Origin of the sequence: Mycobacterium florentinum (assembly GCF_010730355.1) — a bacterium.
GTDB lineage: Bacteria > Actinomycetota > Actinomycetes > Mycobacteriales > Mycobacteriaceae > Mycobacterium > Mycobacterium florentinum.
In genome coordinates this window covers 2,842,076-2,868,130 of sequence record NZ_AP022576.1, presented here as the reverse complement: position 1 = coordinate 2,868,130, position 26,055 = coordinate 2,842,076, and the positions used below count along the sequence as shown (strand labels likewise).

The 26,055-nt window shown below is 68.8% G+C and carries 25 protein-coding genes; 15 read left to right on the top strand and 10 right to left on the bottom strand.

Translation table 11 applies throughout. The annotated features are described in order from the left end of the window. Window positions 1-1,344: an MFS transporter gene (locus G6N55_RS13505; protein WP_085222809.1), complete on the top strand. Its 1,344-nt coding sequence runs from the start codon at window positions 1-3 to the stop codon at window positions 1,342-1,344. Window positions 1,345-1,407: 63 nt separating this feature from the next. Beyond that, window positions 1,408-2,832, top strand: coding sequence for an amino acid permease (locus G6N55_RS13500; protein ID WP_085222810.1), 1,425 nt, complete (start codon window positions 1,408-1,410; stop codon window positions 2,830-2,832). A gap of 18 nt (window positions 2,833-2,850) precedes the next feature. Here G6N55_RS13500 and G6N55_RS13495 read toward each other — a convergent pair whose 3' ends face one another. Together G6N55_RS13495 and G6N55_RS13490 are read right to left on the bottom strand one after the other, a co-directional pair. Beyond that, window positions 2,851-3,924: an LLM class flavin-dependent oxidoreductase gene (locus tag G6N55_RS13495; protein WP_232079058.1), complete on the bottom strand. Its 1,074-nt coding sequence runs from the start codon at window positions 3,922-3,924 to the stop codon at window positions 2,851-2,853. A gap of 240 nt (window positions 3,925-4,164) precedes the next feature. Then, window positions 4,165-4,560 (bottom strand): nitroreductase family deazaflavin-dependent oxidoreductase, encoded by a 396-nt coding sequence (locus G6N55_RS13490; RefSeq protein ID WP_085222812.1) that lies wholly within the window; start codon window positions 4,558-4,560, stop codon window positions 4,165-4,167. Window positions 4,561-4,659: 99 nt separating this feature from the next. On the opposite strand from G6N55_RS13490, the gene hemL reads away from it, so the two are divergent. From hemL to G6N55_RS13455, 7 genes are read left to right on the top strand one after another with little or no spacing between them, the layout of a single operon-like run. Continuing rightward, on the top strand, window positions 4,660-6,003 hold the full coding sequence (gene hemL, locus G6N55_RS13485) for a glutamate-1-semialdehyde 2,1-aminomutase (protein WP_085222813.1): 1,344 nt from the start codon (window positions 4,660-4,662) through the stop codon (window positions 6,001-6,003). Beyond that, window positions 6,003-6,611: a histidine phosphatase family protein gene (locus tag G6N55_RS13480; RefSeq protein WP_085222814.1), complete on the top strand. Its 609-nt coding sequence runs from the start codon at window positions 6,003-6,005 to the stop codon at window positions 6,609-6,611. The genes hemL and G6N55_RS13480 overlap by 1 nt, the downstream gene beginning before the upstream one ends. Window positions 6,612-6,613: 2 nt before the next feature. Next, window positions 6,614-7,240: a TlpA disulfide reductase family protein gene (locus G6N55_RS13475; protein WP_085222815.1), complete on the top strand. Its 627-nt coding sequence runs from the start codon at window positions 6,614-6,616 to the stop codon at window positions 7,238-7,240. After that, window positions 7,237-8,016, top strand: a complete 780-nt coding sequence (locus G6N55_RS13470; protein WP_085222816.1) for a cytochrome c biogenesis CcdA family protein — start codon at window positions 7,237-7,239, stop codon at window positions 8,014-8,016. Before G6N55_RS13475 ends, G6N55_RS13470 begins: the two co-directional genes overlap by 4 nt. A gap of 47 nt (window positions 8,017-8,063) precedes the next feature. Next, window positions 8,064-9,629: a cytochrome c biogenesis protein ResB gene (resB, locus tag G6N55_RS13465; RefSeq protein ID WP_085222817.1), complete on the top strand. Its 1,566-nt coding sequence runs from the start codon at window positions 8,064-8,066 to the stop codon at window positions 9,627-9,629. Continuing rightward, entirely contained in the window at window positions 9,626-10,603 is a 978-nt protein-coding gene (gene ccsB / locus G6N55_RS13460) for a c-type cytochrome biogenesis protein CcsB (protein ID WP_085222818.1), read from the top strand. The genes resB and ccsB overlap by 4 nt, the downstream gene beginning before the upstream one ends. 31 nt (window positions 10,604-10,634) lie before the next feature. After that, window positions 10,635-11,918, top strand: a complete 1,284-nt coding sequence (locus tag G6N55_RS13455) for a MinD/ParA family ATP-binding protein (RefSeq protein ID WP_085222819.1) — start codon at window positions 10,635-10,637, stop codon at window positions 11,916-11,918. Window positions 11,919-11,936: 18 nt separating this feature from the next. Here the strand turns inward: G6N55_RS13455 and G6N55_RS29385 are convergent, their stop codons facing one another. Beyond that, entirely contained in the window at window positions 11,937-12,098 is a 162-nt protein-coding gene (locus tag G6N55_RS29385; protein ID WP_169718500.1) for a hypothetical protein, read from the bottom strand. A 46-nt stretch (window positions 12,099-12,144) separates the two neighbouring features. Here G6N55_RS29385 and G6N55_RS13450 point away from each other — a divergent pair, with 46 nt between their 5' ends. After that, complete coding sequence (locus G6N55_RS13450) at window positions 12,145-12,513, top strand: DUF4229 domain-containing protein (RefSeq protein ID WP_085222820.1); 369 nt, start codon at window positions 12,145-12,147, stop codon at window positions 12,511-12,513. On the opposite strand, the gene fabH is transcribed toward G6N55_RS13450, so the two are convergent. Together fabH and G6N55_RS13440 are read right to left on the bottom strand one after the other, a co-directional pair. Beyond that, window positions 12,507-13,514: a beta-ketoacyl-ACP synthase III gene (fabH, locus tag G6N55_RS13445; protein ID WP_085222821.1), complete on the bottom strand. Its 1,008-nt coding sequence runs from the start codon at window positions 13,512-13,514 to the stop codon at window positions 12,507-12,509. The two genes, G6N55_RS13450 and fabH, sit on opposite strands and share 7 nt — an antisense overlap. Before the next feature lie 198 nt (window positions 13,515-13,712). Then, window positions 13,713-14,585, bottom strand: a complete 873-nt coding sequence (locus G6N55_RS13440) for a 1,4-dihydroxy-2-naphthoate polyprenyltransferase (RefSeq protein WP_085222822.1) — start codon at window positions 14,583-14,585, stop codon at window positions 13,713-13,715. Between the two features lie 34 nt (window positions 14,586-14,619). Here G6N55_RS13440 and G6N55_RS13435 point away from each other — a divergent pair, with 34 nt between their 5' ends. Both G6N55_RS13435 and G6N55_RS13430 read left to right on the top strand, forming a co-directional pair. Then, window positions 14,620-15,396: an S-methyl-5'-thioadenosine phosphorylase gene (locus G6N55_RS13435; protein ID WP_232078999.1), complete on the top strand. Its 777-nt coding sequence runs from the start codon at window positions 14,620-14,622 to the stop codon at window positions 15,394-15,396. After that, window positions 15,393-16,421 (top strand): NAD-dependent epimerase/dehydratase family protein, encoded by a 1,029-nt coding sequence (locus G6N55_RS13430; RefSeq protein ID WP_085222824.1) that lies wholly within the window; start codon window positions 15,393-15,395, stop codon window positions 16,419-16,421. The genes G6N55_RS13435 and G6N55_RS13430 overlap by 4 nt, the downstream gene beginning before the upstream one ends. 6 nt (window positions 16,422-16,427) lie before the next feature. On the opposite strand, the gene G6N55_RS13425 is transcribed toward G6N55_RS13430, so the two are convergent. Beyond that, complete coding sequence (locus G6N55_RS13425; RefSeq protein ID WP_232079056.1) at window positions 16,428-18,011, bottom strand: DUF7937 domain-containing protein; 1,584 nt, start codon at window positions 18,009-18,011, stop codon at window positions 16,428-16,430. 314 nt (window positions 18,012-18,325) lie between these two features. Here G6N55_RS13425 and G6N55_RS13420 point away from each other — a divergent pair, with 314 nt between their 5' ends. Genes G6N55_RS13420 through G6N55_RS13410 form a run of 3 tightly spaced genes read left to right on the top strand, consistent with a single transcriptional unit; the run spans window position 18,326 to window position 21,454 of the window. Then, the gene (locus G6N55_RS13420) at window positions 18,326-20,122 is read left to right on the top strand and encodes a hypothetical protein (RefSeq protein ID WP_232078998.1); all 1,797 of its coding nucleotides are present in this window, start codon (window positions 18,326-18,328) and stop codon (window positions 20,120-20,122) included. 13 nt (window positions 20,123-20,135) lie between these two features. Continuing rightward, the gene (locus G6N55_RS13415) at window positions 20,136-20,795 is read left to right on the top strand and encodes a glycosyltransferase family 2 protein (protein ID WP_085222827.1); all 660 of its coding nucleotides are present in this window, start codon (window positions 20,136-20,138) and stop codon (window positions 20,793-20,795) included. Further along, complete coding sequence (locus G6N55_RS13410) at window positions 20,792-21,454, top strand: TIGR04282 family arsenosugar biosynthesis glycosyltransferase (RefSeq protein ID WP_085222828.1); 663 nt, start codon at window positions 20,792-20,794, stop codon at window positions 21,452-21,454. Before G6N55_RS13415 ends, G6N55_RS13410 begins: the two co-directional genes overlap by 4 nt. 44 nt (window positions 21,455-21,498) lie before the next feature. Here G6N55_RS13410 and G6N55_RS13405 read toward each other — a convergent pair whose 3' ends face one another. The 4 genes from G6N55_RS13405 to G6N55_RS13390 all read right to left on the bottom strand — a co-directional run bounded on the left by G6N55_RS13405 (window position 21,499) and on the right by G6N55_RS13390 (window position 25,558). Then, window positions 21,499-22,452, bottom strand: a complete 954-nt coding sequence (locus tag G6N55_RS13405) for a PPE family protein (protein WP_085222829.1) — start codon at window positions 22,450-22,452, stop codon at window positions 21,499-21,501. A gap of 63 nt (window positions 22,453-22,515) precedes the next feature. Then, window positions 22,516-22,863, bottom strand: a complete 348-nt coding sequence (locus G6N55_RS13400; protein WP_085222830.1) for a DUF732 domain-containing protein — start codon at window positions 22,861-22,863, stop codon at window positions 22,516-22,518. A gap of 62 nt (window positions 22,864-22,925) precedes the next feature. Then, a complete protein-coding gene (locus tag G6N55_RS13395; RefSeq protein ID WP_085222831.1) occupies window positions 22,926-24,287 on the bottom strand; it encodes a PPE family protein in 1,362 nt (453 codons plus the stop codon). Between the two features lie 14 nt (window positions 24,288-24,301). Then, window positions 24,302-25,558, bottom strand: coding sequence for a PPE family protein (locus G6N55_RS13390; RefSeq protein WP_085222832.1), 1,257 nt, complete (start codon window positions 25,556-25,558; stop codon window positions 24,302-24,304). Window positions 25,559-26,055 lie beyond the last annotated feature (497 nt).

Below are 26,055 nucleotides of genomic sequence, written 5' to 3'. Positions count from 1 at the left end.
ATGGCGACGACCTTGCCGGTGCCGGGAGCCATCGCGGCGGCCGACACATTGGACGAGTCGGACGCGGATCGGCGCCGGCGGCTGCGTACGGTCGTCGCGGCTAGCCTGCTCGGCACGACGGTGGAGTGGTACGACTTCTTCCTCTACGCCACCGCCGCCGGGCTGGTGTTCAACAAGCTGTTCTTCCCCAACGCCAGCTCGCTGGTCGGCACGCTGCTGGCGTTCGCGACGTTCGCCGTGGGGTTCGTCATGCGGCCCATCGGCGGACTGGTCTTCGGCCACATCGGAGACCGGATCGGCCGCAAGCGCAGCCTGGCGCTGACGATGCTGATCATGGGCGTCGCGACGGCGCTGATCGGGGTGTTGCCGAGCGCGGCCGAGATCGGGGTGTGGGCGCCGATTCTGCTGCTGGTGCTGCGCGTGCTACAGGGCTTCGCGCTCGGCGGCGAGTGGGGCGGCGCGGTGCTGCTGGCCGTCGAGCACAGTCCTGGAGACCGGCGCGGCCGCTACGGGGCGATCCCGCAGGTCGGTCTCGCGCTCGGCCTGGCGCTCGGCACCGGGATATTCGCTTACCTGCAGGTCGCCTTGGGCTCGGCGCGGTTCTTGTCCTATGGCTGGCGCATCGGCTTCCTGCTGAGCCTGGTGCTCGTCGCCGTCGGGATCCTGGTGCGGTTGCGGGTCGACGAGACGCCGGCGTTCCAGGAGTTGCGCGACCTCGAGGCGGCATCCACCGTCCCGGTGCGCGACATCTTCCGGGGGGCTCGCGCCCGGCGCAACACCTTCCTCGGTCTGCTTGCCCGCTGGGCCGAGGGGTCGGCCTTCAACACCTGGGGGGTGTTCGCGATCAGCTACGCGACCGGCGCGCTGGGCTTCCACAAGGTGCCGGTGCTGATCGTGGTGACCATCGCCGGGCTGGTGATGGCGGTGCTGTTGCCGGTCTCGGGAATTCTGACGGACCGGTACGGGGCCCGACGGGTGTATCTGGTGGGTGTGGTCTGCTACGGCCTCGCGACCTTCCCGGTTTTCGCCCTGTTCGGCACCAAGAACCTGGTGTTGTTCGGGCTGGCGATGGTCATCGTGTTCGGTGTCGTGCACGCGCTGTTCTACGGCGCGCAGGGCACGCTGTTCTCGTCGCTGTATCCGACCAAGAGCCGCTACACCGGATTGTCGTTCGTCTACCAGTTCTCCGGCATCTACGCCTCGGGGGTGACCCCGATGATCCTCACCGCGCTGATCGCCGCGACCCAGGGTTCGCCGTGGCTGGCGTGCGCGTATCTCGTTGCGACGGCCGTGATTAGCGTGATCGCCACGGCGCTGATTAGCGACCAAGATCTATACCTCTAACCCGCGCGTACCTCTAACCCGCGCGCGGTTGCTGCGGACCGTCAAGCCCGCTAGCGTCCGGTCATGCGGCGTGCGCAAGGCCAGGACGGCCCCGGCTCTGCGGGCGACGACCCCGGTGGGCCTGCGTGCGCCAGCAATACCCAACTGCGTCAAGGGCTTTCGCAGCGACAGCTGAGCATGATCGCGCTCGGCGGCGTGATCGGCGCCGGGTTGTTCGTCGGGTCGGGCGTGGTGATCCGCGACACCGGGCCCGCCGCGTTCCTGACCTATGCGCTGTGCGGCGTGCTGATCGTCCTGGTGATGCGGATGCTGGGCGAGATGGCCGCCGCCAACCCGTCGACCGGGTCGTTCGCCGATTACGCGGCCAAGGCGCTGGGCGGGTGGGCCGGGTTTTCGGTGGGCTGGCTGTATTGGTACTTCTGGGTGATCGTCGTCGGATTCGAGGCGGTCGCCGGCGGCAAAGTCCTCAGCTACTGGTTCCACGCGCCGCTGTGGATGCTGTCGCTGTGCCTGATGGTGCTGATGACCGCGACCAACCTGTTCTCGGTCTCCTCGTTCGGCGAGTTCGAATTCTGGTTCGCCGGAATCAAAGTCGCGACGATCATCGTCTTCCTCGGCATCGGCGCGGTATACGTGCTCGGCCTGTGGCCGGGCCACCACGGCGGATTCGCCAACCTGACCGCCCACGGCGGATTCTTCCCCAAGGGTGTCGGCGCGGTCTTCGCCGCGATCGTGGTGGTGATCTTCTCGATGGTGGGCGCCGAAATCGTCACGATCGCCGCGGCCGAAAGTCGCGACCCGGCCCTCGGGGTCCAGCGGGCGACGCGCTCGGTCGTCGCGCGCATCGCAATCTTCTTCGTCGGCTCGGTCTTTCTGCTCGCCGTCATCCTGCCGTGGAATTCGCTCGAGCTCGGCGCCTCGCCGTACGTCGCGGCGTTCAAGCAGATGGGCCTGGCCGGTGCCGATCAAGTGATGAACGCGGTGGTGCTCACCGCGGTGCTCTCCTGCCTGAACTCGGGCCTGTACACGGCGTCGCGCATGTTGTTCGTGCTCGCCGCCCGCAACGAGGCGCCGATGCGGCTGGTCAAACTCAGCGGGCGGGGCGTCCCGTCGGCGGCGATCGTGTTCTCGTCGGCGATCGGCTTCCTGTGTGTCCTGATGGCCTGGCTGGCGCCGGACACGGTGTTTCTGTTCCTGCTCAACTCCTCGGGCGCGATCATCCTGTTCGTCTACTGGCTGATCGCGCTGTCGCAGATCATCCTGCGCCGCCGCACTCCGGTGGAGAAGCTGCGGGTGAAGATGTGGTTCTTCCCGGTGCTGTCGATCCTCACGCTGGCCGGAATCACCGCGGTGCTCGTGCAGATGGCGTTCGACCACGCCGCGCGCACCCAGCTGTGGCTGTCCCTGCTGTCGTGGGTGGTGGTGCTGGCGATCTACGCCGTCGCGCGCGCCCGGGGCCGGGTCGGGCCCGTCGGCAAGTCCGGATAGGCGGCACCGCCTGTGTGCTCACAGCCTGCGGATCCCACGCAGGATCTTCAGGAACGGCAAGGCGCTGGACAGGCCACGCCCAAGCTTGGGCTGGATGGCGCTCATGTTCATCAGCACCGGATATTGCAGACCGTGATCGCGGTACGTGGCGAGCTGATCGAGGACCTCGTCGGGTGTTCCGCTGAGCAAGCATCGTCGCATCAAGGCCCGCGGTACCGCGTCGACGTGGGCCACCGCCGTCGCCTCGTCGAGTAGTTGCGGCAGGATGTCCTGAAAGCCGGTGAATCCCTGTCCCATCGGATGACGGGCACCCTCCTCGGCCCACTCCGAATCAGGCAGGAGGAGGGCATACATGCGGGCCGGCACCGAGTCCAAGGCTTCGTCGACCTCGGCCGAACTCCGTCCGGTCATGACCAACTGCGTGTTTGCGGCGGTGATCGAGTTCGGATCGCGGTTTGCGTCGTCGGCGGCCTCCCGAACCCGGAGCAAACTGTCGGCGTACCGCTTCGGGCCGAAGATCGCGATCGGGAGCCAACCGTCGGCGTAGCGTCCCGTCGCGCGCAGCATCCGCGGTCCGTGCGCGGCGACCCAGATCTTCGGCCAGCTGCCTTTCACCGGGGGCAATGCAAAAATCGCGTTGCGCAACGGAAAGAACTCCGAGTCCCGGCTGACCAACTGCCCGTCCGAATCCCACAGTGCGCGGATGGTCGCCAGCGCCTCCACGAACCGGGCCACCGGCCGTGACCACGTGACCCCGTACGGCTCGTTGCCTTCGCGCTCCCCGGTTCCGATCCCGAGGATGGCCCGGCCTCGAGTCATCAGATGCAGCGTCGCCACGGCCTGCGCGGTCACGGCCGGATTCCGGCGCCCGGCGTCGGTGACGCAGACGCCAAGCCGTGTCCGGCTGAATCGGTGGCGGCCGCCGAGGGCCCCGAGCGTGGTCCACGGCTCAAGGAACGCGTCCGCGTCGGGCACGAGTCGGGCCATCCCGCTGTACTTCGGCGTCATCACGGCCCGGGGCAGAAAGGCGTTGAGGTGGTCGGACAGCCAAAAGGAATCGGCGCCGGTCAATCTGGCTGTCCGGTAGCCCATTTCGGGGACCGTCGTCGGCCCGAATCGGCTGAGCAAGGGTGCTTCTACGACACCGAACTTCACTGCAATCTTCTCTCGGAGCGCATCGTGTGGCACAACCGCCGTCGTCTCACGTGCTCGGTGTGGAGCACGCGCATCACGCGGACGGATTCGACCCTAGGGGTGCCGTCGGTGCAGCGGCTAGACGATCGGCGTCGCTTCGCGGCCAGAAAGCGCTGGCGCGCGGCGGCCGAGCGGTGTTCAGTCGGTCCGGTCCAGCAGTACCACCTGCTCGAACGGCAGCCGGCCGAAAACCGGCCGCCAGGCGCCGTCGACGTACTGTGCGGCTTCGTCCCGGCTGACCACGCGCGGATCGGTGATCGCGAACGTCCGGGCGCTGCGGCGCAACTTCCCGCCACCGGCCGCGTCGAGGTTCTTCAGCCAGTCGCGGTCGGGACCGTAGGTCAACACGATCGCCACGCCGGGCTTGCCGTCGACGGTGGTGTAGAACGCATTGACCGGTGTGCGGTAGGCCTTGCCCGACTTGCGCCCGACGTGCTCGATGATCGCGAACGGCGGCAGCCAGCCGGCCCATCTGCGCTGAATTGGATTGGTCACGTAACGGTTGAACCGGGCCACGCCTTGTGGAATTCGCATGCCCCTCATCCAACTCGCCACCCCCCGGGCCCCTCAACCCGTAGCGCACTCTTACACCCTGTAGTTGATCGGGGCGTGGAGGCTGGAACACTAGTGGTCATGGGCAGCACTGACCAGGCCGCCGCTGTGACCCGGGGGTCCGTCGCCACCTCGGCGGGTCTGTTCGACGCTGCGTGCGCGGTGATCCCCGGCGGGGTGAACTCGCCGGTGCGCGCGTTTACCGCGGTCGGCGGCACGCCGCGCTTCATCACCGAGGCGCACGGCTGCTGGCTCACCGACGCCGACGACAACCGCTACGTCGACCTGGTCTGCTCGTGGGGCCCGATGATTCTGGGCCACGCGCACCCGGCGGTGGTCGACGCGGTCGCCAAGGCCGCGGCGTCCGGGCTCTCCTTCGGGGCGCCCACTCCGGCCGAGACCGAACTGGCCACCGAGATCGTCGGCCGGGTCGCCCCGGTCGAGCGCTTAAGGCTGGTGAACTCCGGCACCGAGGCCACCATGAGCGCGGTGCGGCTGGCCCGCGGCTTCACCGGCCGGGCCAAGATCATCAAGTTCTCCGGTTGCTATCACGGCCACGTGGACGCGTTGCTCGCCGACGCGGGCTCAGGGGTGGCGACGCTGGGCCTGCCGTCGTCACCCGGAGTCACCGGCGCCGCCGCGGCCGACACAATTGTGTTGCCCTACAACGACATTGATGCGGTGCGCCAGACATTCGCACAGTTCGGCGACCAGATCGCCGCGGTGATCACCGAGGCCAGCCCCGGCAACATGGGCGTCGTGCCGCCGGGTGCCGGCTACAACGCCGCGCTGCGCGCGATCACCGCCGAGCACGGCGCGCTGCTGATCGTAGACGAGGTGATGACCGGTTTCCGGGTCAGCCGAAGTGGTTGGTACGGAATCGATCCCGTCGCCGCCGACCTGTTCACCTTCGGAAAGGTGATGAGCGGCGGGCTGCCCGCCGCCGCGTTCGGCGGGCGGGCCGAGGTGATGGAGCGCCTCGCGCCGCTCGGGCCGGTGTATCAGGCCGGCACCTTGTCGGGTAACCCGGTGGCGATGGCCGCCGGGTTGGCCACCTTGCGCACCGCGGACGCCGCCGTCTACGCCGCGCTGGACGCCAACGCCGACCGCCTGGCCGGGCTGTTCGCCGAGTCTCTCACCAATGCTGGTGTGCCACATCAGATTCCGCGCGCCGGAAATATGCTGAGCGTGTTCTTCACCGACACGCCGGTCACCGACTTCGCGTCCGCACGCGGCAGCCAGACCTGGCGCTACCCGCCGTTCTTTCACGCCCTGCTGGACGCCGGCGTGTACCCGCCGTGCAGCGCCTTCGAGGCGTGGTTCGTCTCGGCGGCACTCGACGACACCGCGTTCGAACGAATCGCGGCCGCGCTGCCCGGTGCCGCGCGCGCTGCCGCGAGCGCGACCCAGGAGGGCAAGTCCTGATGGCCGAGCAAACCCGGGTGCATGTGATGCGCCACGGCGAGGTCTACAACCCCGACGGCATCCTGTACGGGCGGCTGCCCGGATTTCACCTGTCGGACAGGGGAAAAGCGCAAGCGGCGGCGGTCGCCGACGCGCTGGCCGGCCGCGACATCGTCGCGGTCATCGCCTCGCCGCTGCAGCGGGCCCAGGAGACCGCCGCGCCCATCGCCACCAAGCACGACCTGGCCGTCGACACCGACCCCGATCTGATCGAATCGGCCAACTTTTTCCAGGGCAAGCCCATGAGCCCGGGCGACGGCGCCTGGCGAAACCCGCGGTTTTGGTGGCAGCTGCGCAATCCGTTCACACCGTCGTGGGGTGAGCCGTATCGCGAGATCGCCGACCGCATGTCGACCGCGGTGGACAAGGCTCGCGCGCGCGGCGCCGGCCATGAGGTGGTGTGCGTCAGCCACCAGTTGCCGGTGTGGACGCTGCGGCTGCACCTGACCGGCAAGCGCCTCTGGCACGACCCGCGGCGGCGCGAGTGCGACCTCGCGTCGCTGACCACGCTGGTCTACGACGGCGACCGGCTGGTCGACGTCGAGTACTCCCGACCGGCAAGCGCTTGACCATGTTTCGAATGGTGATCGCCGGGGCAGCGGTGGCAATCTCCGGATTGCTCACCGGCTGCTCCGCCGGTCACGACGCCGTCGCGCAGGGCGGCACCTTCGAATTCGTCTCTCCCGGAGGCAAAACCGACATCTTCTACGACCCGCCCTCGACTCGTAGCCGCCCCGGCCCGCTGTCCGGACCGGATCTGTCCGACCCCGCGCGCACGCTGTCGCTGGACGATCCGATCTTCTCCGGGAACGTCGTCGTCATCAATGTCTGGGGCCAGTGGTGTGGGCCGTGCCGCGCCGAAGTCACCCAGCTGCAGCAGGCCTACGACGCCACCCGCGAAGCCGGGGCATCCTTCCTCGGCATCGATGTGCGCGACAACAATCGCCAGGCGGCCCTGGACTTCGTCAACGATCGCGCGGTGACATACCCGTCGATCTACGACCCGGCGATGCGCACCCTGATCGCTTTCGGTGGCAAATACCCGACCACCGTCATCCCGTCCACGCTGGTGCTGGATCGCCAGCACCGGGTCGCGGCGGTGTTTTTGCGGGAATTGCTGGCGTCCGATTTGCAGCCGGTGGTGCAGAAGCTGACCCAGGAAGCGCCGCCGGGCCTGAAGACACCGGGCAAGCAATGACGGGTTTCGCCCAAACCGCCGCCGCCGGGCCCTTACTGGTGGCGCTGGGTGCCTGCGTGCTCGCCGGGCTGGTGTCGTTCGCCTCGCCCTGCGTGGTGCCGCTGGTGCCGGGCTATCTCTCCTATCTGGCCGCGGTGGTCGGGGTGGACGACGAGGCCGGGACCGGTGTGGTCAAGGCCCCGCCCGCGGCCCGGTGGCGAGTCGCGGGATCGGCGGCGCTGTTTGTCGCCGGATTCACCACGGTGTTCGTCCTGGGCACCGTCGCCGTGCTCGGGATGACGACGACGCTGATCGGCAACCAACTGGTGCTGCAGCGGGTCGGCGGCGTACTGACCATCGTGATGGGCCTGGTGTTCGTCGGCCTCATTCCCGCCCTGCAGCGCCAGGTCCGGTTCAGCCCGCAACAGCTGACGACGGTAGCCGGGGCGCCGGTGCTGGGCGCGGTGTTCGCGCTCGGCTGGACGCCGTGCCTGGGCCCGACCCTGACCGGCGTGATCACCGTCGCCTCGGCCACCGAAGGCGCGAATGTCGCCCGCGGAATCCTGCTGGTGATCGCCTACTGCCTGGGGCTGGGAATCCCGTTCGTGCTGCTGGCATTCGGCTCGGCGCGTGCGGTCGCCGGGTTGAGCTGGCTGCGCCGGCACAGCCGGGCCATCCAGGTCTTCGGCGGCGCGCTGCTGATCGTGGTCGGGGTCCTGCTGGTCACCGGCGTGTGGAACGACTTCATCTCCTGGCTGCGGGACGCCTTCGTCAGCGACGTGAGGCTGCCGATTTGAGACAGGCTCTTGCTTGGGCACGCAACACCTGGCGCGCGCTGACCTCGATGGGCACCGCGCTGGTGCTGCTGTGTCTGCTCGCGCTCGGCGCGATACCCGGAGCCCTGCTGCCGCAGCGCAGCCTGAACGCGGGCAAGGTCGACGAGTACCTGGCGGCTCACCCGACGATCGGCCCGTGGCTCAATCGGCTGCAGGCCTTCGACGTGTTCTCCAGCTTCTGGTTCACCGCCATCTACGTGCTGTTGTTTGTCTCCCTGGTCGGCTGCCTGACGCCGCGGATGATCGAGCACGCCCGCAGCCTGCGCGCCACGCCCGTCCCCGCCCCCCGCAACCTGGCCCGGCTGCCCAAGCACGCCAGCGCGCAGCTCACGCTGGCCGACGAGGCCGACCTGAACGCCGTGGCGAACAAGGTTGCCGGGCGGCTGCACGGTTGGCGCACCGCGATCCGCCACGAAGACGGCGCCGTCGAGATCTCGGCCGAAAAGGGCTACCTGCGCGAATTCGGCAACATCGTCTTCCACTTCTCGCTGCTGGGGCTGCTGGTCGCGGTGGCCGTCGGCAAGCTGTTCGGCCACGAGGGCAATGTCATCGTGATCGCCGACGGTGGTCCCGGCTTCTGCTCGGCCTCACCGGCCGCGTTCGACTCGTTCCGGGCCGGCAACACCGTCGACGGCACGTCATTGCACCCAATATGCTTGCGGGTCAACGACTTTCAGGCCCACTATCTGCCGTCCGGGCAGGCCACCTCGTTCGCCGCCGATATCGACTATCAGGACGGCCGCGACCTGGTGACCAACAGCTGGCGGCCCTACCGGCTCGAGGTCAACCATCCGCTGCGGGCCGGCGGCGACCGGGTGTACCTACAGGGCCACGGCTACGCGCCCAGTTTCACGGTGACCTTCCCCGACGGGCAGACTCGGACGTCGACCGTGCAATGGCGGCCCGACAACCCGCAGACCCTGCTCTCGTCGGGGGTGGTGCGCATCGACCCGCCGGCCGGCAGCTATCCGAATGCCGCCGAGCGCCGCAAACACCAGATCGCGATCCAGGGCCTGCTGGCGCCCACCGAGCAACTCGACGGCGCCCTGTTGTCGTCGCGGTTCCCGGCGCTGAACGCCCCCGCGGTGGCCGTCGACATCTACCGCGGCGACACCGGCCTGGACACCGGGCGCCCGCAGTCGTTGTTCACCCTGGACCCGCGGCTGATCGAGCAGGGCCGGCTGACCAAGGAGAAGCGAGTCAACCTGCGCGCCGGGCAAGAGGTGCGGATCGACCAGGGGCCCGCGGCGGGCACCACGATCCGCTTCGACGGCGCGGTGCCGTTCGTCAACCTGCAGGTCTCCCACGACCCCGGCCAGATCTGGGTGCTGCTCTTCGCGATCACGATGATGGCCGGGCTGCTGGTCTCGTTGCTGGTGCGCCGGCGCCGGGTGTGGGTTCGTCTCGTGCCGGTCGACTCGGCCCCCGGTACGGTGAACGTCGAGCTGGGCGGCTTGGCCCGCACCGACAACTCCGGTTGGGGCGACGAGTTCGAAAAGCTGTCTGAACGGTTGATAGCCGATCTCGGCGAGTCCCCAGCATCCAGAAGGAGTTCTGAGGTGGACGTCACGTGAATACCCTGCACGTCAATATCGGCCTGGCGCGCTATTCCGATTGGGCGTTCACCTCGGCGGTGGTGGCCCTGGTCGTCGCGCTGCTGCTGCTGGCCTTCGAGCTGGCCTACGTCGGTAGCCGGCGAGCCGACAACCGCGAGCGGGTGTTGGCCGGTTCCGTTGCCGCCGACAGCTCTACTCCCGGCATCGTCGAGGACGCCGACCGGCGCCCGTTCGACGAACGCGCCGGGCGGGCCGGCCTCGCGGTGGTCTACCTCGGCATCGGCCTGCTGCTGGCCTGCCTGGTGCTGCGCGGCCTGGCCACCATGCGGGTGCCGTGGGGCAACATGTACGAGTTCATCAACCTCACCTGCCTGTGCGGGCTGATCGCCGGCGCGATCGTGCTGCGCCGCCCGCAATTCCGCCCGCTCTGGGTTTTCCTGCTGCTCCCGGTGCTGATCCTGCTCACGGTGTCGGGCCGCTGGCTCTACACCAACGCCGCGCCGGTGATGCCGGCCCTGCAGTCCTACTGGCTGCCCATCCACGTGTCGGTGGTCAGCCTGGGCTCCGGGGTGTTCCTGGTCGCCGGCATCGCCAGCATCCTGTTCTTGCTGCGCACCTCCCGGCTGGGCGACCCGGCCGCCGAGGGGGCGTTGGCGCGCATCGTGCATCGGCTGCCCGACTCGCAGACCCTGGACCGCATCGCCTACCGAACCACGATCTTCGCGTTCCCGGTCTTCGGTTTCGGCGTCATCTTCGGAGCCATCTGGGCCGAGGAGGCCTGGGGCCGGTATTGGGGCTGGGATCCCAAGGAGACGGTGTCGTTCGTGGCCTGGGTGATCTACGCGGCGTACCTGCATGCCAGGTCAACAGCGGGATGGCGGGACAGGAAAGCCGCCTGGGTGAACGTGGTCGGGTTCGTGGCCATGGTTTTCAATTTGTTCTTCGTTAACCTGGTGACCGTAGGCCTGCATTCGTATGCCGGCGTGGGCTGACAGTTAGGAAGCAACACCGCAACAAGGGGGAATGCACGTGACTGAGCAGTCAATGAGTGGCGTGGGGGCGCCCGAACATCCGACGGCCGATCTGCCTCCACAGGATCAGCAGTCCGCGGTCGAGGCGCCCGCGGATGCCAACGCCGAGGCACCGACTCGGGTCTTCGCCGGCTTCCGTGAGCGTCGGGTCCCGCCGACCGAGCGGCGCGAGGCACCGCCCGCCCCACCACGGGTGGGGATGCCGCCGTGGGATTCCACGCCGGTGACCGGGGTCCCGCAGGTCGACCCGACCGTCTACGGCGCTTATTACAACGGCCAGGCCGCGGTGCCCGCGGAAGTCCGGCCGCCGTACCGCCCCGAGCATCTGCCGCACACGCCGTATCCGGAACTGTCCACCGGCATGCTGCTGCGCCCGATCAAGCCGCCGCCCTCGGAGGGCTGGCGCCGGCTGGTCTATGCGCTGTCCGGCCGGATGATCAACCTGGGGGAGAGCCCGCGGGCTGCCCGGCATAACAACTTGGTGGCGCAGGTCAACCGGCCGTTGCGCGGCTCCTACCGGGTCGCGGTGATCTCGCTGAAGGGCGGCGTCGGCAAAACCACGATCGCTGCCACGCTCGGTGCCACCTTCGCGGAGATCCGCGGCGACCGGGTGGTGGCCGTCGACGCCAACCCCGACCGGGGCACGCTGAGTCAGAAGATCCCGCTGGAGACCGCGGGCACGGTGCGTCAATTGCTGCAGGACGCCGGAACCGTCGAGCGCTACAGCGACGTCCGCCGCTACACCTCGCGGGGCCCGAGTGGGCTGGAAGTGCTGGCTTCGGACAGCGATCCGGCGGTATCGGAGGCATTCGATGCTGACGACTACACCCGCACCCTGGGAATCCTGGAGCGCTACTACGGCCTGGTGGTCACCGACTGCGGACCCGGCTTGTTGCACTCGGCGATGTCGTCGGTGCTGGAGAACGCCAACGTTCTGATCGTGGTGAGTTCTGGTTCCATCGACGGTGCGCGCAGCGCCTCGGCGACACTGGACTGGCTGGATGCCCACGGCCACGAAGCGCTGGTTCGCAATTCGATCGCGGTCATCAACGCGGTGCGCCCGCGGACCGGCAAGGTCGACATGAACAAGGTGGTCGATCACTTCTCGCGGCGCTGCCGCGCGGTGCGGTTGGTGCCGTACGACGCTCATCTCGACGAGGGCGCCGAGATCCATCTGGATCAGCTGCGACGCGAGACGCGCGAGGCACTCACGAGCCTGGCTGCCGTTGTCGCCGAAGGGTTTCCGGGAGATCAGCCCAACCTGGGCCTACGTTAGCCGGGCCCGGCGAGGGGGTCAGCGGGGGTCGTCGTCCCCGTTTCGCAACCGCCGCATGAAGTCTGGATCGTCGTCGGGTCCGATGACGCGCGTCTTCGGCCGGTGCGCCTGCGAACGCGCCGCGCGCCAGCCAATGTAGATCAGCGTCCCCAGAACCAGGACGACCACCAGGTAGAGCACTCCACACCTCCTGTGAGCGAATATACCCGCGCCGTAGGCTCGAGCTGTGTCAGAAGGGCCGAGCGACAACAGCACTGGGGACAATCCGGCGGACGGCGCGCAGCAGCGCACTCGAGATCGCGTGGTTGTCGACGTTTTGGCGTACGCGGTGGCGCGGCTACTGCTGGCGGTCGGGCTCACTGGAGTGATCTATCTCGCGGCGCACCTGCTCGGCGTCAACCAGTTCCCGGTCGTCGTCGCGGCGTTGTTCGCGTTGATCATCGCGATGCCGCTGGGCATCTGGGTGTTCGCCCCGCTGCGCCGGCGTGCCACGGCCGCGCTTGCCGTTTCCGGCGAGCGTCGTCGCGCCGAGCGCGAACAGCTGCGGGCCCGGCTGCGCGGTGAGGCGATAGACGACGAACCCGACGGTCAGTAGTTGGGCATCCGCACGACCTGTGCGGCGTAGCTCAGGCCCGCGCCGTATCCGATCAGCAGGGCCAGATCGCCGGGCTTGGATGCCCCGGTGGCGAGCAGTTCGGCCATCGCCAGCGGAATGGATGCCGCGGACGTGTTGCCGGTGTGCTCAATGTCATTGGCCACGATCGCGTCCGGCCGCAGATTCAGATTCTTGGCCAGTACCTCGTTGATCCGGGCATTGGCCTGATGCGGGATGAACACGTCGATCTGATCGGATCGCACGCCCGCGGCGTCCATCGCCTGCCGCCCGACCTTGCCCATTTCGAATGCGGCCCAACGGAAGACCGCGCTGCCTTCGAGCCGAAGAAACGGGCGCGGGCCGGTGGGGTTCTCGGTGTAGGAGATCCAGTCGATGTCCTGGCGGATGGCCATGGCCTGCTCGCCGTCGCTGCCCCAGACGGTCGGCCCGATGCCCTGATCGGGCGTCTCGCCCACCACGACGGCGGCGGCGCCGTCGGCGAAGATGAAGCAGTTGCTGCGGTCGAGCATGTCCACGGTGGGGGACAATTTCTCCGAACCGACGACCAGCATCTTGGCGACGCTGCCGCCGCGGATCATGTCGGCCGCGACGCCGACGGCGTAGCCGAAGCCGGCGCATCCGGCCGAGACGTCGAATGCGGGCACACCGGTTGCGCCCAACGCCGAGGCGACCGCCGGGGCGCTGGCCGGGGTCTGCAAGAACTGAGTGCTGGTGGCGACGATGACGCCGTCGATGTCGGTGGCTTGCAGCGAGGCTTTGGCGATTGCTTCCCGGCTGGCCTCGATCGACATGGACGCGACGGATTCGTCGGCGGCGGCGAAGCGGCGCGTCTTGATTCCGGTGCGCGAGAAGATCCACTCATCGGTCGAGTCGATGTTCTGACACAGCTCGTCGTTCGTGACCACGCGTTCGGGGCGGTATGCCCCGACGCTGAGCAGTCCGATATTCCTGGGCCCACTGGTCGCGGCGATCTGCTGCATTGCGCTCCTCGCTCGTTGTCATCGGGCTAGCGGTGTAAGGGCTGTCACACTGACGCTAACCCCTGTTAACGGAATCCGAAGAGGTCTTGGGCAAGGAATCCCGGCTCCGGGTGTGCATTCAGGGCGACGACACGCCGGCTGAGTGCGCCGTGAACGCACACTCAACGCCCTGCGCGCACACTCGACGGCCCGGGTACGTCAGTGGGCCAGCGCCAGCGCCGCGGCCACTGTGACCGCCCAGACCAGCATCGTCAGCCCGGTGTCGCGCAGCACCGGGATCAGTTCGGGCCCACCGCGCCCGGATCGCACCGGCGCGGCGGCGCGCAGCCCCAGTGGGCTGGCGACCAATCCCACCGCACACCACGGTGTCGCCAGCATCAGCACCAGCGTCAGCACCCCGGCGGTCGCCAGCAGCCCCTGGTAGAACACCCGGGTGCGGGCATCGCCGAGGCGCACCGCCAGCGTGATCTTGTGCGCCTGCGCGTCGGTCGGGATATCCCGCAGGTTGTTGGCCACCAGCACCGACGAGGACAGCGCGCCCGTCGCCACCGCCAGCACCAGTCCCACCCAGTCCACCCGCAGCGCCTGGGTGTACTGCGTGCCCAGCACGGCGACCAGGCCGAAGAACACGAACACCGCGATCTCGCCGAAACCCGCGTATCCGTACGGCCGCGAGCCGCCGGTGTACAGCCAGGCCCCCGCGATGCACACGACGCCGACCGCGACCAGCCACGGCGCGGACACCAGCGCCAGCGCCAGACCGGCCGCCGCGCCGATTGCGAGTGACGCCACCGCGGCGGTCAGCACCGCTCGCGGCGCCGCCAGTCGCGAGCCCACCAGCCGCGCCGGGCCGGTCCGCACGTCGTCGGTGCCCCGGATGCCGTCGGAGTAGTCGTTGGCGTAGTTGACGCCGATGATCAGCGCTACCGAGACGGCCAGCGCCAGCAGCGCTTTCCACCAGACAGCGGAATGCAGCCAGGCCGCGGCGCCGGTGCCCGCGACGACCGGCGCGATCGCGTTGGGCAGTGTCCGCGGCCGCGCACCCGAGATCCACTGCGCAACACTGGCCACCAGGCCATCCTGCCCTATGCACCACAATGGGCGAATGCTCGGAGTGATCGGCGGCAGCGGTTTCTACACGTTCTTCGGCTCCGATGCTCGCAACGTCAACCCGGACACCCCGTACGGCCGGCCCAGCGCCCCGCTGACGGTGGGCACCATCGGCGAGCACGAGGTCGCCTTCCTGCCCCGGCACGGCGCCAAGCACGAGTATTCGGCGCACACCGTGCCGTACCGCGCCAACATGTGGGCCCTGCGCTCGCTGGGGGTGCGGCGGGTGCTCGCGCCGTGCGCGGTGGGCAGCCTGAACCCCGACTACGGGCCGGGCTCGGTCGTGGTGCCCGATCAGCTGGTCGATCGCACCAACAGCCGCGCCGACACCTACTTCGACTCCGGCGCCATTCACGTCGACTTCGCCGATCCGTATTGCCCGACCCTGCGGGAGGCGGCCACCGGCCTGCCCGGCGTGGTCGACGGCGGCACCATGGTGGTGATCCAGGGGCCGCGATTTTCCACCCGCGCCGAAAGTCAGTGGTTCGCCTCGGCGGGTTTCACGCTGGTCAACATGACCGGATACCCGGAGGCGGTGCTCGCGCGCGAACTCGAAATATGTTATGCAGCAATCGCTTTAGTGACAGATTTGGATGCGGGCGTCGGTCACGGCGAGGGCGTGAAGACGGTGGACGTCATGGTGGAATTCGAAAAGAACATCGAGGGATTCAAGACACTGGTGCGTGACGCCATCGGCCGGGTGGCCGTCGAGCGCGACTGCACGCACTGCCTGTCGCACACCGGCGTCACCCTGCCGTTCGAGCTGCCGTGAGGGTGCTGCTGACCGGCGCGGCCGGTTTCATCGGGTCGCGGGTGGACGCGGCGCTGCGCGCGGCCGGTCACGAGGTGGTCGGCGTCGACATGCTGCTGCCCGCCGCGCACGGCCCAAACTCGTTGCTGCCGAACGGATGTCATCGAGTCGACGTCCGGGATGCCGAGGCGCTGGCCCCGATGCTGGATGGGGTGGATCTGGTGTGCCATCAGGCCGCGATGGTCGGCGCGGGCGTCGACGCGGCCGACGCCCCTGCCTACGGCGGCCACAACGACTACGGCACCACCGTGCTGCTCGCGCAGATGTTCGCCGCGGGGGTGCGCCGCCTGGTGCTGGCGTCGTCGATGGTGGTGTACGGACAGGGGCGCTACCGGTGCCCGGAGCACGGGGCCGTCGACCCACTGCCACGACGGCGTGCCGACCTCGATGCCGGGATCTTCGAGCACCGCTGCCCGCTCGGCGGCGAGGAGCTGGCCTGGCGGCCGGTCGGCGAGGATGCCGCCCTGCGGCCGCGCAGCCTGTACGCCGCCAGCAAGACGGCCCAGGAGCATTACGCCCTGGCGTGGTCGGAGTCGACGGGCGGTTCGGTGGTGGCGTTGCGCTACCACAACGTGTACGGCCCCGGCATGCCGCGCGACACCCCGTACTCCGGAGTGGCGGCGATTTTCCGCTCGGCACTGGAAAAGGGTGAGCCGCCAAGGGTTTTCGAAGACGGCGGCCAAATGCGTGATTTCGTCCACGTCGACGATGTGGCGGCCGCGAACGTGGCCGCCACCGCTGAACGCGACGGCTTCACCGCGGTCAATGTCTGCTCGGGCCGGCCGATCTCGATCCTGGAAGTGGCCACCGCGATCTGCGATGCCCGCAATGAGGCGGTGTCTCCGGTGATCACCGGCCAGTACCGCAGCGGCGACGTGCGCCACATCGTCGCCGACCCCGCCCGCGCCGCGCAGGTGCTGGGTTTCCGCGCGGCCATCGATCCGCGCCAGGGTCTGCGCGAGTTCGCGTTCGCGCCGTTGCGGTAATCCGCGCTACGACGGGTATTGCGGGGGACGGTAGATCTGCGGCTTGGAGATCGGGATCTGGCGGGTCGCGGAGTCGTCGCCGCGGAAGATTCGCGGCGAGCCGGCCAGTTGCGGTATTGCGGTGGTGGGGGATTCGCCGGTATGGATCACAGCGGTGGCCTCGGCCGAGGGCGGTGCAGCGCCGGTCGGGATCTGAGTCGTCTGCGCCTCGGCGTTCTGGGCAACAGCATGCCTGCGGGCGGCGCGGCGACGCCGCCGCAGCCGGTTGAAGTGTCCGGTGATGATCGCCGCCACCAGGATGCACGCCGCCAACACGGACAGCGCCACGTCGAAGGTGCTGGTGATCTGCTGGGCGAGATCATTTCCGTAGACCGGGTTTTGCACCGCATTGGGCGCTTCCTGGAACCGCGGTGCCAGCACGACGCCGACGATGACGCGCGAAATGCTCAGCGTGGCAACGAGTCCGCACAGCGAGGTGATCAATCGGGCCGACGCGGCCGCGTTGCCGAGGCTGATCCGCAGCCAGATCGCCAGGCCCGCGGTGGCCACATCGAAGGCGGCCAGCACCACGCTGTCGTAGCGCGAGTACGGGTAGTTCAGGCTGACCGCGACGGCCAGGTCGGTGATCCGCATCGCCACCGATCCCAGGCACCAGACGATGATGAGCAGCAAGCCGGTCCGGGCCGCCGCGCGCCAGGCGCCCTCCTCCGACGACACGGTGCGCGCCCGGCCGAACAGCGTGCGCGGCACGAAGATCGCCCCGGCCGCCGCCCACGCCAGATATCCCTCGAATCCGACGCCGGCCGTCGAGGTGTTCTGCGCGATGCCGTGGAATGCGTCGATGTCGCGGCCGACCGGGAGCAGCCAGACGATGATCCCGGCGACCAGTGTCGAGGCGCCCAGCGCGATCGTCGCCAGCCGCGATGCCCTGGTGCCGCGCAGCAGCCACCGCGAGGCCACGAGCACGGCGATCAACGCGACCAGGCCGTACACCGTCGCCGTCACGATCACCGCGATGTTCTGCTTGCCGAAGTCGCCGGACTCGCCCAGCGCGTACCTCACCCGCCAGTACAGGGTGAAGCCGAAGCTCAGTGCGGCCGCCACCATCGCGACGTAGCCGATGATCTGGGCGGACCGGCGCCGCCCGTCCGAGGTGTCGTCGTCCGCCGCCGCGGCGCGCCCGGCCGACTGCGCGCTCAGCAACGCACCGGCGACACCCAGCCAAGCCCCCGGGCCGACACCGCCGGGCACCGTCACGGTGCCGCCGAAGCGGAGGGTTTCGAACGCGTCGAACCCGACGAAGGCGAGCACCAGCAGCAAATAGGGAACGTTCAGCGCCAGCCGAATCCGGCCGACCGTCGACCCGGAACCGGGCAAAGCGATCGCGATCAGGGAAAGCAGCGTCACCCCGATCAGCACGGCGAACACGGTGGTGTTGCTGTCGGGGATCGCGATGCCGAAGTACAGGTTCCACGGCAGCAGCGGCGCGGCCAGCAGCACGACGGCGGCGGTCAGGTCGGCCACGATGTTGCGCCGCGCGGTCGGCTCCCCGGCGGCCGGCGGGCCCGGAGCGGGCTGCGGCGCCGGCACACCCCTGATGGGGCCGGTCGGCGCCTCGTCGCTGCTCTGACTCACGGTTCCCCCCGGGTATCGAGGACGGTTACTGACGGCGCAAATTCGCTTTGGCGGCCAGGGAACCCCCTGCCGAGGCGACTTCGTTGCCTACTTGGAAACATAATCTCCGCCTCTGCGACGCGGGAGTGACTCCCCGGGTCTGGGAACGCGGTTACGCTGCGCCTGTAGGCGAACGGGGTCGCCCGAATGATTGCTACTGCCGACGGTACCGAAGTGTAATGATGCCGGGACATGCTGGTTCTGGGGTGGCCAGCCGAAGGAGAGCAGGTATGGACGTCGTTTTGGGGGTCGCTGTCACAGGCCCCGTCGCCCGCTTGGCGCTTGTCGGAGCGGGTGCGGACGGTAGTGACGTGATCGACCAATCCGTCGTCGACCTGGCTAACAACCCGATCGAACAACTCACCGAAACGGTGGTCGGTACGAATCGGCTGCTGGCGAACGACAACCACCGGCTGGTCGGGACCCGGCTGTGCTGGACCGACCACCCCAGCGCCGACCAGCTGCGACAGGCGCTGGAGGATTCCGGGGTCCACAACGTCGCGGTGCTGTCGCAGTCGCAGGCGGTGACGGCCCTGATGCGCGCGGCGGGCCGGTCCGGCGGCGCACTGGTGGTCGACGACAACACGGCGACGCTGTCGGTGGTGGGCCCGGCCGACGGCGATCCGGACGCGCCGCCCACCATGTTGGCCAGCGAGCTGCTGGGCGGCGACGCCACCGGCACGTTGGACACGATGATGGCCCGGCTCGGCGAGCACCCCGGCGCGCACAACGACGTGTTTCTGGTGGGCGCCTCGTCCGATCTGACGGGTGTCGCCGATCAGCTGCGCGACGCGACGATGCGGGTGCAGATTCCGGAAGACCCCACCTTCGCGCTGGCTCGCGGCGCCGCGATCGCGGCCGTACCGCTGACCGGCGACTCCACCGCGATGGCCCCGGTGGTCGGGTTGGCCGGCGACGCGACGGCGATGGCCCCGGCGGCCGGGCTGACCGGCGACGAGACCGCGATGGCCCCGGCCGGGTTCGGCGATCCTCCCCCGGCGGACGAGCAGCTGGCGTACTCGATGGCCGAGGACGACGAAGATCTGCTTCCGGGCGAATTCGACGAGTTCGACGAGTTCTACGACGACGATCCCGACGCCGAGACCGGCCCGCTGAAACTGAGCCGACGGTCGTTGCTGGTCGGCAATGCCGTGATCGCGTTCGCCGTCATCGGGGTGGCTTCGCTGGCCGTCGCGGTGGTGGTCGCTGTCCGGCCGACCGCGGCCCAGGAGCCGGTGGTGGGCCACCAGAACGCCGCCCCGGGCAAGTTCATGCCGCTGTTGCCGACCCAGCAGCAGGCGCCGGTACCCCCGCCACCGCCCGAAGCGCCCAACGCCGGCTACCAGGGCGGCATCATTCCCGCACCGGCCGCGCCGCAGGTGCCCGCGGGCCAGGCGCCGGTCGGCCCCGCGCCGGTCGCGCCGGTGGTTCCCGGTCTGGTGCCGAACCCCAATGGGCCGATCCCGATGCCGGTGCCGATCATCGTTCCGTACCCGGGCTGGCGCCCGCAGCCTTGGTATCCGCCGTACACGCCGCCGACGTACACGACGCCGACCACGCCGACCACGCCGACCACGCCGACGACGACTCCGCCGACGACCCCGACAACGCCGACCACCACTCCGTACACGCCGCCGACGACCCCGACGACGACGCCGTACACGCCGATCACGCCGACGACGACCGTCGCCCCGACCACGACGCCGTACACGCCGATCACGCCGACGACGACCGTCGCTCCCACCACGGTCACGCCGACGACGGTCGCGCCCACCGAGCCGACCCAGACCCAGCAGACGCAGACGCAGCAGACGCAGACTCAGGTGCCGACGCAACAACCCACCCAGCAGCCGACGCAACAGCCGACCCAGCAGCCGACCCAACAACCCACTCAGCAGCAGACGGTGGCGCCCAAGCCGCCCACCCAGCAGCAGACCGTCGCGCCGGCACCGAAGCCGCCGCCGCAGACCGTGGCCCCGAAGCCACCGTCAAGCGGCGGGGGCGGTCACTCGTCGTCCGGTTTCTGATCGCGTTCCCCCAATGTCGGCCGGCGATCTGGTCACGGTGGTGCTGCCGTGTCTGAACGAGGAGGAGTCGCTGCCGGCGGTGCTGGCGGCCGTTCCGGTCGGCTATCGAGCGCTGGTGGTGGACAACAACAGCACCGACGACACCGCGGGCGTCGCCGTTCGGCACGGTGCTGAGGTTGTCGCCGAACCGCGGCCCGGATACGGGTCGGCGGTGCACGCCGGCGTGGTCGCCGCGACGACTCCGATCGTGGCGGTCATCGACGCCGACGGATCGATGGACGCCGGCGACTTGCCCCGGCTGGTCGCCGCACTCGAGCAGGGCGCCGACATGGCAATCGGTCGGCGCCGGCCCGTCGCCGGGCTGCACTGGCCGTGGGTCGCACGGGTGGGCACCGTGGTGATGAGCTGGCGGCTGCGCACCCGCCACGGTCTGGCGGTCCACGACATCGCGCCGATGCGAGTCGCCCGCCGGGACGCGCTGCTGGGTCTCGGCGTCGTCGATCGTCGGTCCGGTTATCCGCTGGAGCTGCTGGTGCGCGCCGCGGCGGCCGGCTGGCGCGTGGTCGAGCTCGACGTCAGCTACGGCCCTCGCACCGGCGGAAAGTCGAAAGTCAGCGGCTCGCTGTGGGGCAGTATCACCGCGATCCTGGACTTCTGGAAGGTGATTTCGTGACCGAGCTGCCGGTCACGCTGCTGGTGGTCGCCAAGGCGCCCGAACCCGGCCGGGCCAAAACCCGGCTCGCGGCCACGGTCGGCGACCGGGTCGCGGCCGAGATCGCCGCCGCGGCGCTGCTGGACACCCTGGACGCAGTCGCCGCTGCGGCGGTGGCCTCGCGCGTGGTGGCGCTGACCGGCGACCTGGACGCGGCCGCCGATGCCACGCAGATCCGCCAGCGGTTCGAGTCGTTCAGGGTGATTGAGCAACGCGGTGACGATTTCGCCGACCGGCTCGCCAACGCCCACGCCGACGCGGCCGAAGGCTTCCCGGTGCTGCAAATCGGCATGGACACCCCGCAGGTGACCGCCGAGCTCTTGACGGATTGCGCGCGCCGGCTGCTGCAAGCGCCGGCCGTGCTGGGGCCGGCCGACGACGGCGGCTGGTGGGTGCTCGGGGTGCAGAGCCCGTCGATGGCCGAATGCCTGCGGACCGTGCCGATGTCTCAACCCGACACCGGCGAGCTCACCTTAAAAGCTCTGCGCGACAATGGTATTGATGTAGTGGCCGTGCAGCGGCTGAGCGACGTCGATACGGTCGATGATATCGCCGCGGTGCGAGAGGCCTGCGGGCCCGTCAGTCGCTTCGCGCGCGTCACCCGCGCGGCGAGACTCTAGCGGCCACGCCGCGCACTCAGGGCGAAAGCCATTGACCAGAAGGGTTATTGGAGTTGGTCCAAGGGGCCCGCTTGCGGGTCCGGCCACGCTGATTCCTGGCGCACCCATCCCGGGGGTACCGACAACGTGCCGATTGCTACGGCGTGACCGAAGCCCGTCCCGGGCGCCGCACGACGCACGGGGGATGATAGCTGCCACATTGCCGCCGCCTTGTTGACCGCGGCCGTCTTGTTCAGGTAGTTCAGGTAATTGAGCGCGAAGTCCCTCGGCGCAGACAGGCAACTCAGTTGGGACAAGGAGATCGTTACCGGGGATAGGTACACATCGAAGGTTGTCCTCGGTGCGAGAAAGATCGCGCGAAGCGCTTCGGGAATTGCTGACATTACTTGGTGCCCAGTTGATATGACGACCGGCACGGTGGAATCAGTAGCAAGCGGTGGCGAGCTGAACGGCGTCAGCATCGAGATCTCGGCCGAGGAGCGCGCGTAGGTGAACATGGCGTCGGCGTTTTGGGCCCATATCCGTTCGTAGTCGGCTTCGATCTCGGCGAGCACCGCACTTGCGTGGCCTAGGTGGTTCGTAGTGGCCAGCGACATCCGCTGCTGCCGATTGAACTCGACCGCCTCAGGCGGGGCCACCGCCGTCCGTGCCGAACTGTGCGCGGTCGTGGCTGCCGTGGCTTGGATCGCTGCCTGACGGGCCTGTGTGGCAGTGTATTTCAGCCATGCGACATAGGGATCGGGGATCTGTGCGGGCACCGCCTCGTACCCGGCTGCCGCATCGTCCAGTCGGTCGGCAACCTCATCCCAGGCCGCGGCGGCGGCCATCAGCGATTCCGCGCCGGGGCCAGAATGCATTCGGCCGGACGTGATCTCCGGCGGTTGCGAGCCGAAGTCCGTTGCTGTCGCGGGTGTTGCTACATCCGGCCACGCCGGCGGTTCCGGCTCGTCTGCCGTCGGCGCGCTGCCGGTTTCGGACGAGAACGGGTCGGTCTGCATCGCGGCCCAGCGCCTTCGTCTCACCAGGCGTGGGTCTTGTTCTAGCATAATGTTTTTAGCGACTCAGCCCTTCCCGCTAGGTACTTCTTCGAGTTGTTTCGGGCAGTACGACTTCGCGGAAATAGTCGCGAATTGGGCGGCGCCGCTGGTGGTCAGTCCAGGATTATTGATCTTGAGGTCGTTGAGGAGTTGCAGGCCGGACACGCCGCGAGAGATCAACCCGCACACCGATTTACCGGCGCTTATCGCTTGGCCAGGGTCCTGAAAGCCGATCCCCACCTTGGACAGGTCCGCCAGGAAGACTTCGTTGTTGTCATCGACGGCCTGCTCATCGACCCCGGTTTCGGCATGCGCAGGCAACGCGATGACGAATCCCATTGAGATGCCGACGACGGCTAGCAGCAGTTTCATGATTCCTCCATCTGGCGTTCTTTCGCTGCGCGGTATTCTGTTGTCACGCAAGTAAACCCGAGCTATCCCAGCTTGGATTCGCTCGGGATCGCCGGTGTCTGCAGATCGTCGGTGACGTGCACCGCGTGAACGCCCGGTGTGGTTGTCAGCCTGGCGACCAAATCGTCGAGCCCCGCCTCATCGACACTCCAGTGCTGCACCTGGTCGGGCTGTTCTTGCAGTTGCGCGATGACCCGGTCGAGCTTGACCGGCCCCACCCGGCGCTCACCGGTGATCGCGCGGGCCTGGATACCGGTGGAGCTGACGACGCGAGACACCGGGCTGCCCAGTGCGCCGCCCGCCAAACTGCCCAGGGTCGCCTCGTTGACCAGGCCGGCGAATTCTGCCGCCGGAGCGGCAGCCAAGCTGGCCGGCAGTGCGGTGGAGGTCAGCCTGATCGCCGGCGTGGCGGTTGCCCAGCTTGGCGGCACCGACATCGATCCCACCGTCGGCGCGGTGCCCATCACTGCCGACACGGGCCGCACCGAGCCGACCGCGGCGAGATGCCCTGGCGAGACCAGACCGGCGCCCAGCGACGACTTGGCCATCGCGGCGCTCCATGGCGCGTAGATGAAGAAGTTCTTCCACTGCGAAACGCCCAGGCCGATGGTCGCATTGACGACGTTGGTCCAGGTGCCCTGGCTGCCGATCGCCGAAATGGACGAGTACAGCGCCTCCCACAGCGGGGCGACGTCCGAACTCCCGGTGACCCCGCCGATCAATTGCTGCCAGAACTGGGCGTATTGGCCGGTGAGCGAGTTGATGTAGTTCTCCAGCTCGGTCAGCCAGGACGAGAGAGATTGAGGCTGTGCCGCGGCCGCCGCGGCTACTTGAGTTGCCTCAGCGGTCGCATTGGTGGTTTGCGGCGCTTCGCTGAACGCGGTCAGCTCACCGGCGGCCTCCGCGGAGCCGGCGTAGCTGAACATCACCTCGACGTCCTGAGACCACATCTGGCCGTATTCGGCTTCGTTGGCCGCGATCTCGCCGCCGTTCTGGCCGAAGATGTTGGTCGCCAACAGTGCTTCCAGCTCGGCGCGATTCTCCGCGATGAGCGGCGGGGGCACGGCCGCCGCCAGCGCGGCCTCGTAGGCGTTGGCCGCGGCCAGCGCCTGGGAGGCGGCCTCCTCCGCCTGACCCGCCGTGGTCGACATCCACGTCACGTACGGTGCCGCTGCCGCCGCCATGGCCGCTGATGACGGACCCGCCCACGACTCGCCGACCAGTTCCGAAATCACCGACCCGTAGGAGGCCGCGGTGGAATGCAACTCGGCGGCCAGCGCCTCCCAGGCCGCGGCCGCGGCCAAGAATGACCCCGCACCCGGGCCCGAATAAAGCAGACCGGAGATCAGTTCCGGCGGCTGCACTGCGAAATCCGCGAAAACCATTGCCGTGTCCCTCCTTATTTCGCGTTCGGCGGTATCACGATGACCGTGGAGGTCGTCGCGATGTCGTCGAGTGCCACAGCACCGGGAACACGTACCGCGGGCGCGACGGCGCGGGTGGCGGTCCCGCCGACGGCGCGCCCGGCCAGACTTGATAGGGCCGTCGGGGCGAACATGCCGTCGTCGGCGGCCATCGCCGGAGCCGCCTCGAGCATGGTCTCCGGGAGCTCCGCGGCGACCGTTCTGATCGCCGGAACCGCCGAAGCCCAATTCGCCGGCACCGACAACGCGCCAACGGTGCCGGCCCGACCTGCCGCGGCCGCAACCGCCCCCGCCGGGTGCAATGCGCCGGCACCGGTCAGCAGGTCGCTGTGCAGCAGCGGCGCCAAAACCCCAGAGAGGGCCTTGGGGTGCAGCAGCGGGCCGATGCCCTGGATGCCGGTGCCCACGGCCGGGATGCTGATCGCGACCTGGTACCAGTTCCTGAACAGGCCCCCGATCCCGAGCGGGTTGTACGGCCCGGCCACGAAGTTGGTCATGAAGCCGTTGAACGTCTTGAGGATTCCGGTGATGTCCTTCAGACCCAGGGGGAGCTCAACCGCTGCCGCATTCACGGTCGCGTTGGCGGCGAGGCTTTGCACCGCGGCCGGAGCCTGAGCGGTCGCCAGGGACAGCGCCGATTGCACATCGGAAGCGGCCGCGGACTCGGCCGCGGCGGCGACCGCGGCCGACTGGTCGGCCGTCGCGGTGTCGTTCGTGGTCGTCGGGGGCGCAGTGAACGGGGTCAGCCGAGTCGCAACTTCCGAGGCCCCGGCGTAGCCGTACATCGCCCCGGCGTCCTGGGCCCACATCTCGGCGTACTGAGCCTCCGTGGTCGCGATCAACGGGGTGTTCTGACCCAACACGTTCGTCGCGACCAGCGACGCCAACAGCGCCCGGTTGGCCGCGACCACCTGAGGAGGGATGGTGGCCGCGAAGACGGCCTCGAAGGCGCCGGCCGCCGCCTTGGCCTGCAATCCCGTCTGCTCAGCTTGCGCGGCAGTGCTTTCCAGCCACGCAAGATAGGGCGCTGCCGCGGCCAACATCGACGTCGACGAGGGCCCAAACCAACCGCTCAGCAGCTCTGCGATGATGGACCCGTAAGCCGCTGCCGTTGAACGCAATTCGCTGGCCAACCCATCCCAGGCAGTCCCGGCGGCCAACAGCGGTGCCGACCCCGGCCCAGAGTAGATTCTGCCGGAGTTGATCTCCGGAGGTAGCGCTCCGAAATCCATTGCCTTCCCTCCGCCGGCTGCCTGATCGCGACCGTTCCGCGCGTGTCTTCGCCGACATCGTTGAACGTCAACAACATTGAGCGACCTCCACCCACCGCAAGCTGGTGATTGCGATTGGGTTTCAGTCGTAGAGCTGCTCTCGTGGCCAGTACGCTAGCCAGCCCCGCCGGACAAAGCGGTCGTCGACCTCGGCCGGTTCCGCACCGTCGACACGTCGCCTTCAGACCGGTTGTGATCCGGCGGCTCACCAAGCCGGGCGCCGACGACCCGGTCTACCTCGCGTTAACGTGGAGGCTCTACAGGGTGAACACATATAAAACGCACAGACGACGTACACCGACCGGCGATGCCGTTAATTAAAATCTCTCCACCAATAATTCGGATCCTCACCAGCAAAGGCGCCGACCCGTCCGGGCCCGCAGCCGATGACCTTGCCGCCGTGGCAGCAGACTCAACGCGCGACCCGGGGAACGTCTGCCTGGCAAACGCCGGCGGGG

Coding starts and splice junctions, on each gene's coding strand:
- G6N55_RS13390 (WP_085222832.1), bottom strand. CDS start 25,558: ATGGATTTCGGAGCGCTACCTCCGGAGATCAACTCCGGCAGAATCTAC.
- G6N55_RS13395 (WP_085222831.1), bottom strand. CDS start 24,287: ATGGTTTTCGCGGATTTCGCAGTGCAGCCGCCGGAACTGATCTCCGGT.
- G6N55_RS13495 (WP_232079058.1), bottom strand. CDS start 3,924: ATGGGCTACCGGACAGCCAGATTGACCGGCGCCGATTCCTTTTGGCTG.
- G6N55_RS13480 (WP_085222814.1), top strand. CDS start 6,003: ATGGCCGAGCAAACCCGGGTGCATGTGATGCGCCACGGCGAGGTCTAC.
- G6N55_RS13505 (WP_085222809.1), top strand. CDS start 1: ATGGCGACGACCTTGCCGGTGCCGGGAGCCATCGCGGCGGCCGACACA.
- fabH (WP_085222821.1), bottom strand. CDS start 13,514: ATGCAGCAGATCGCCGCGACCAGTGGGCCCAGGAATATCGGACTGCTC.
- G6N55_RS13490 (WP_085222812.1), bottom strand. CDS start 4,560: ATGCGAATTCCACAAGGCGTGGCCCGGTTCAACCGTTACGTGACCAAT.
- G6N55_RS13455 (WP_085222819.1), top strand. CDS start 10,635: ATGCACGTGACTGAGCAGTCAATGAGTGGCGTGGGGGCGCCCGAACAT.
- G6N55_RS13435 (WP_232078999.1), top strand. CDS start 14,620: ATGCTCGGAGTGATCGGCGGCAGCGGTTTCTACACGTTCTTCGGCTCC.
- hemL (WP_085222813.1), top strand. CDS start 4,660: ATGGGCAGCACTGACCAGGCCGCCGCTGTGACCCGGGGGTCCGTCGCC.
- G6N55_RS13420 (WP_232078998.1), top strand. CDS start 18,326: ATGGACGTCGTTTTGGGGGTCGCTGTCACAGGCCCCGTCGCCCGCTTG.
- G6N55_RS13500 (WP_085222810.1), top strand. CDS start 1,408: ATGCGGCGTGCGCAAGGCCAGGACGGCCCCGGCTCTGCGGGCGACGAC.
- G6N55_RS13400 (WP_085222830.1), bottom strand. CDS start 22,863: ATGAAACTGCTGCTAGCCGTCGTCGGCATCTCAATGGGATTCGTCATC.
- G6N55_RS13475 (WP_085222815.1), top strand. CDS start 6,614: ATGTTTCGAATGGTGATCGCCGGGGCAGCGGTGGCAATCTCCGGATTG.
- G6N55_RS13405 (WP_085222829.1), bottom strand. CDS start 22,452: ATGCAGACCGACCCGTTCTCGTCCGAAACCGGCAGCGCGCCGACGGCA.
- G6N55_RS13470 (WP_085222816.1), top strand. CDS start 7,237: ATGACGGGTTTCGCCCAAACCGCCGCCGCCGGGCCCTTACTGGTGGCG.
- resB (WP_085222817.1), top strand. CDS start 8,064: ATGGGCACCGCGCTGGTGCTGCTGTGTCTGCTCGCGCTCGGCGCGATA.
- G6N55_RS13415 (WP_085222827.1), top strand. CDS start 20,136: ATGTCGGCCGGCGATCTGGTCACGGTGGTGCTGCCGTGTCTGAACGAG.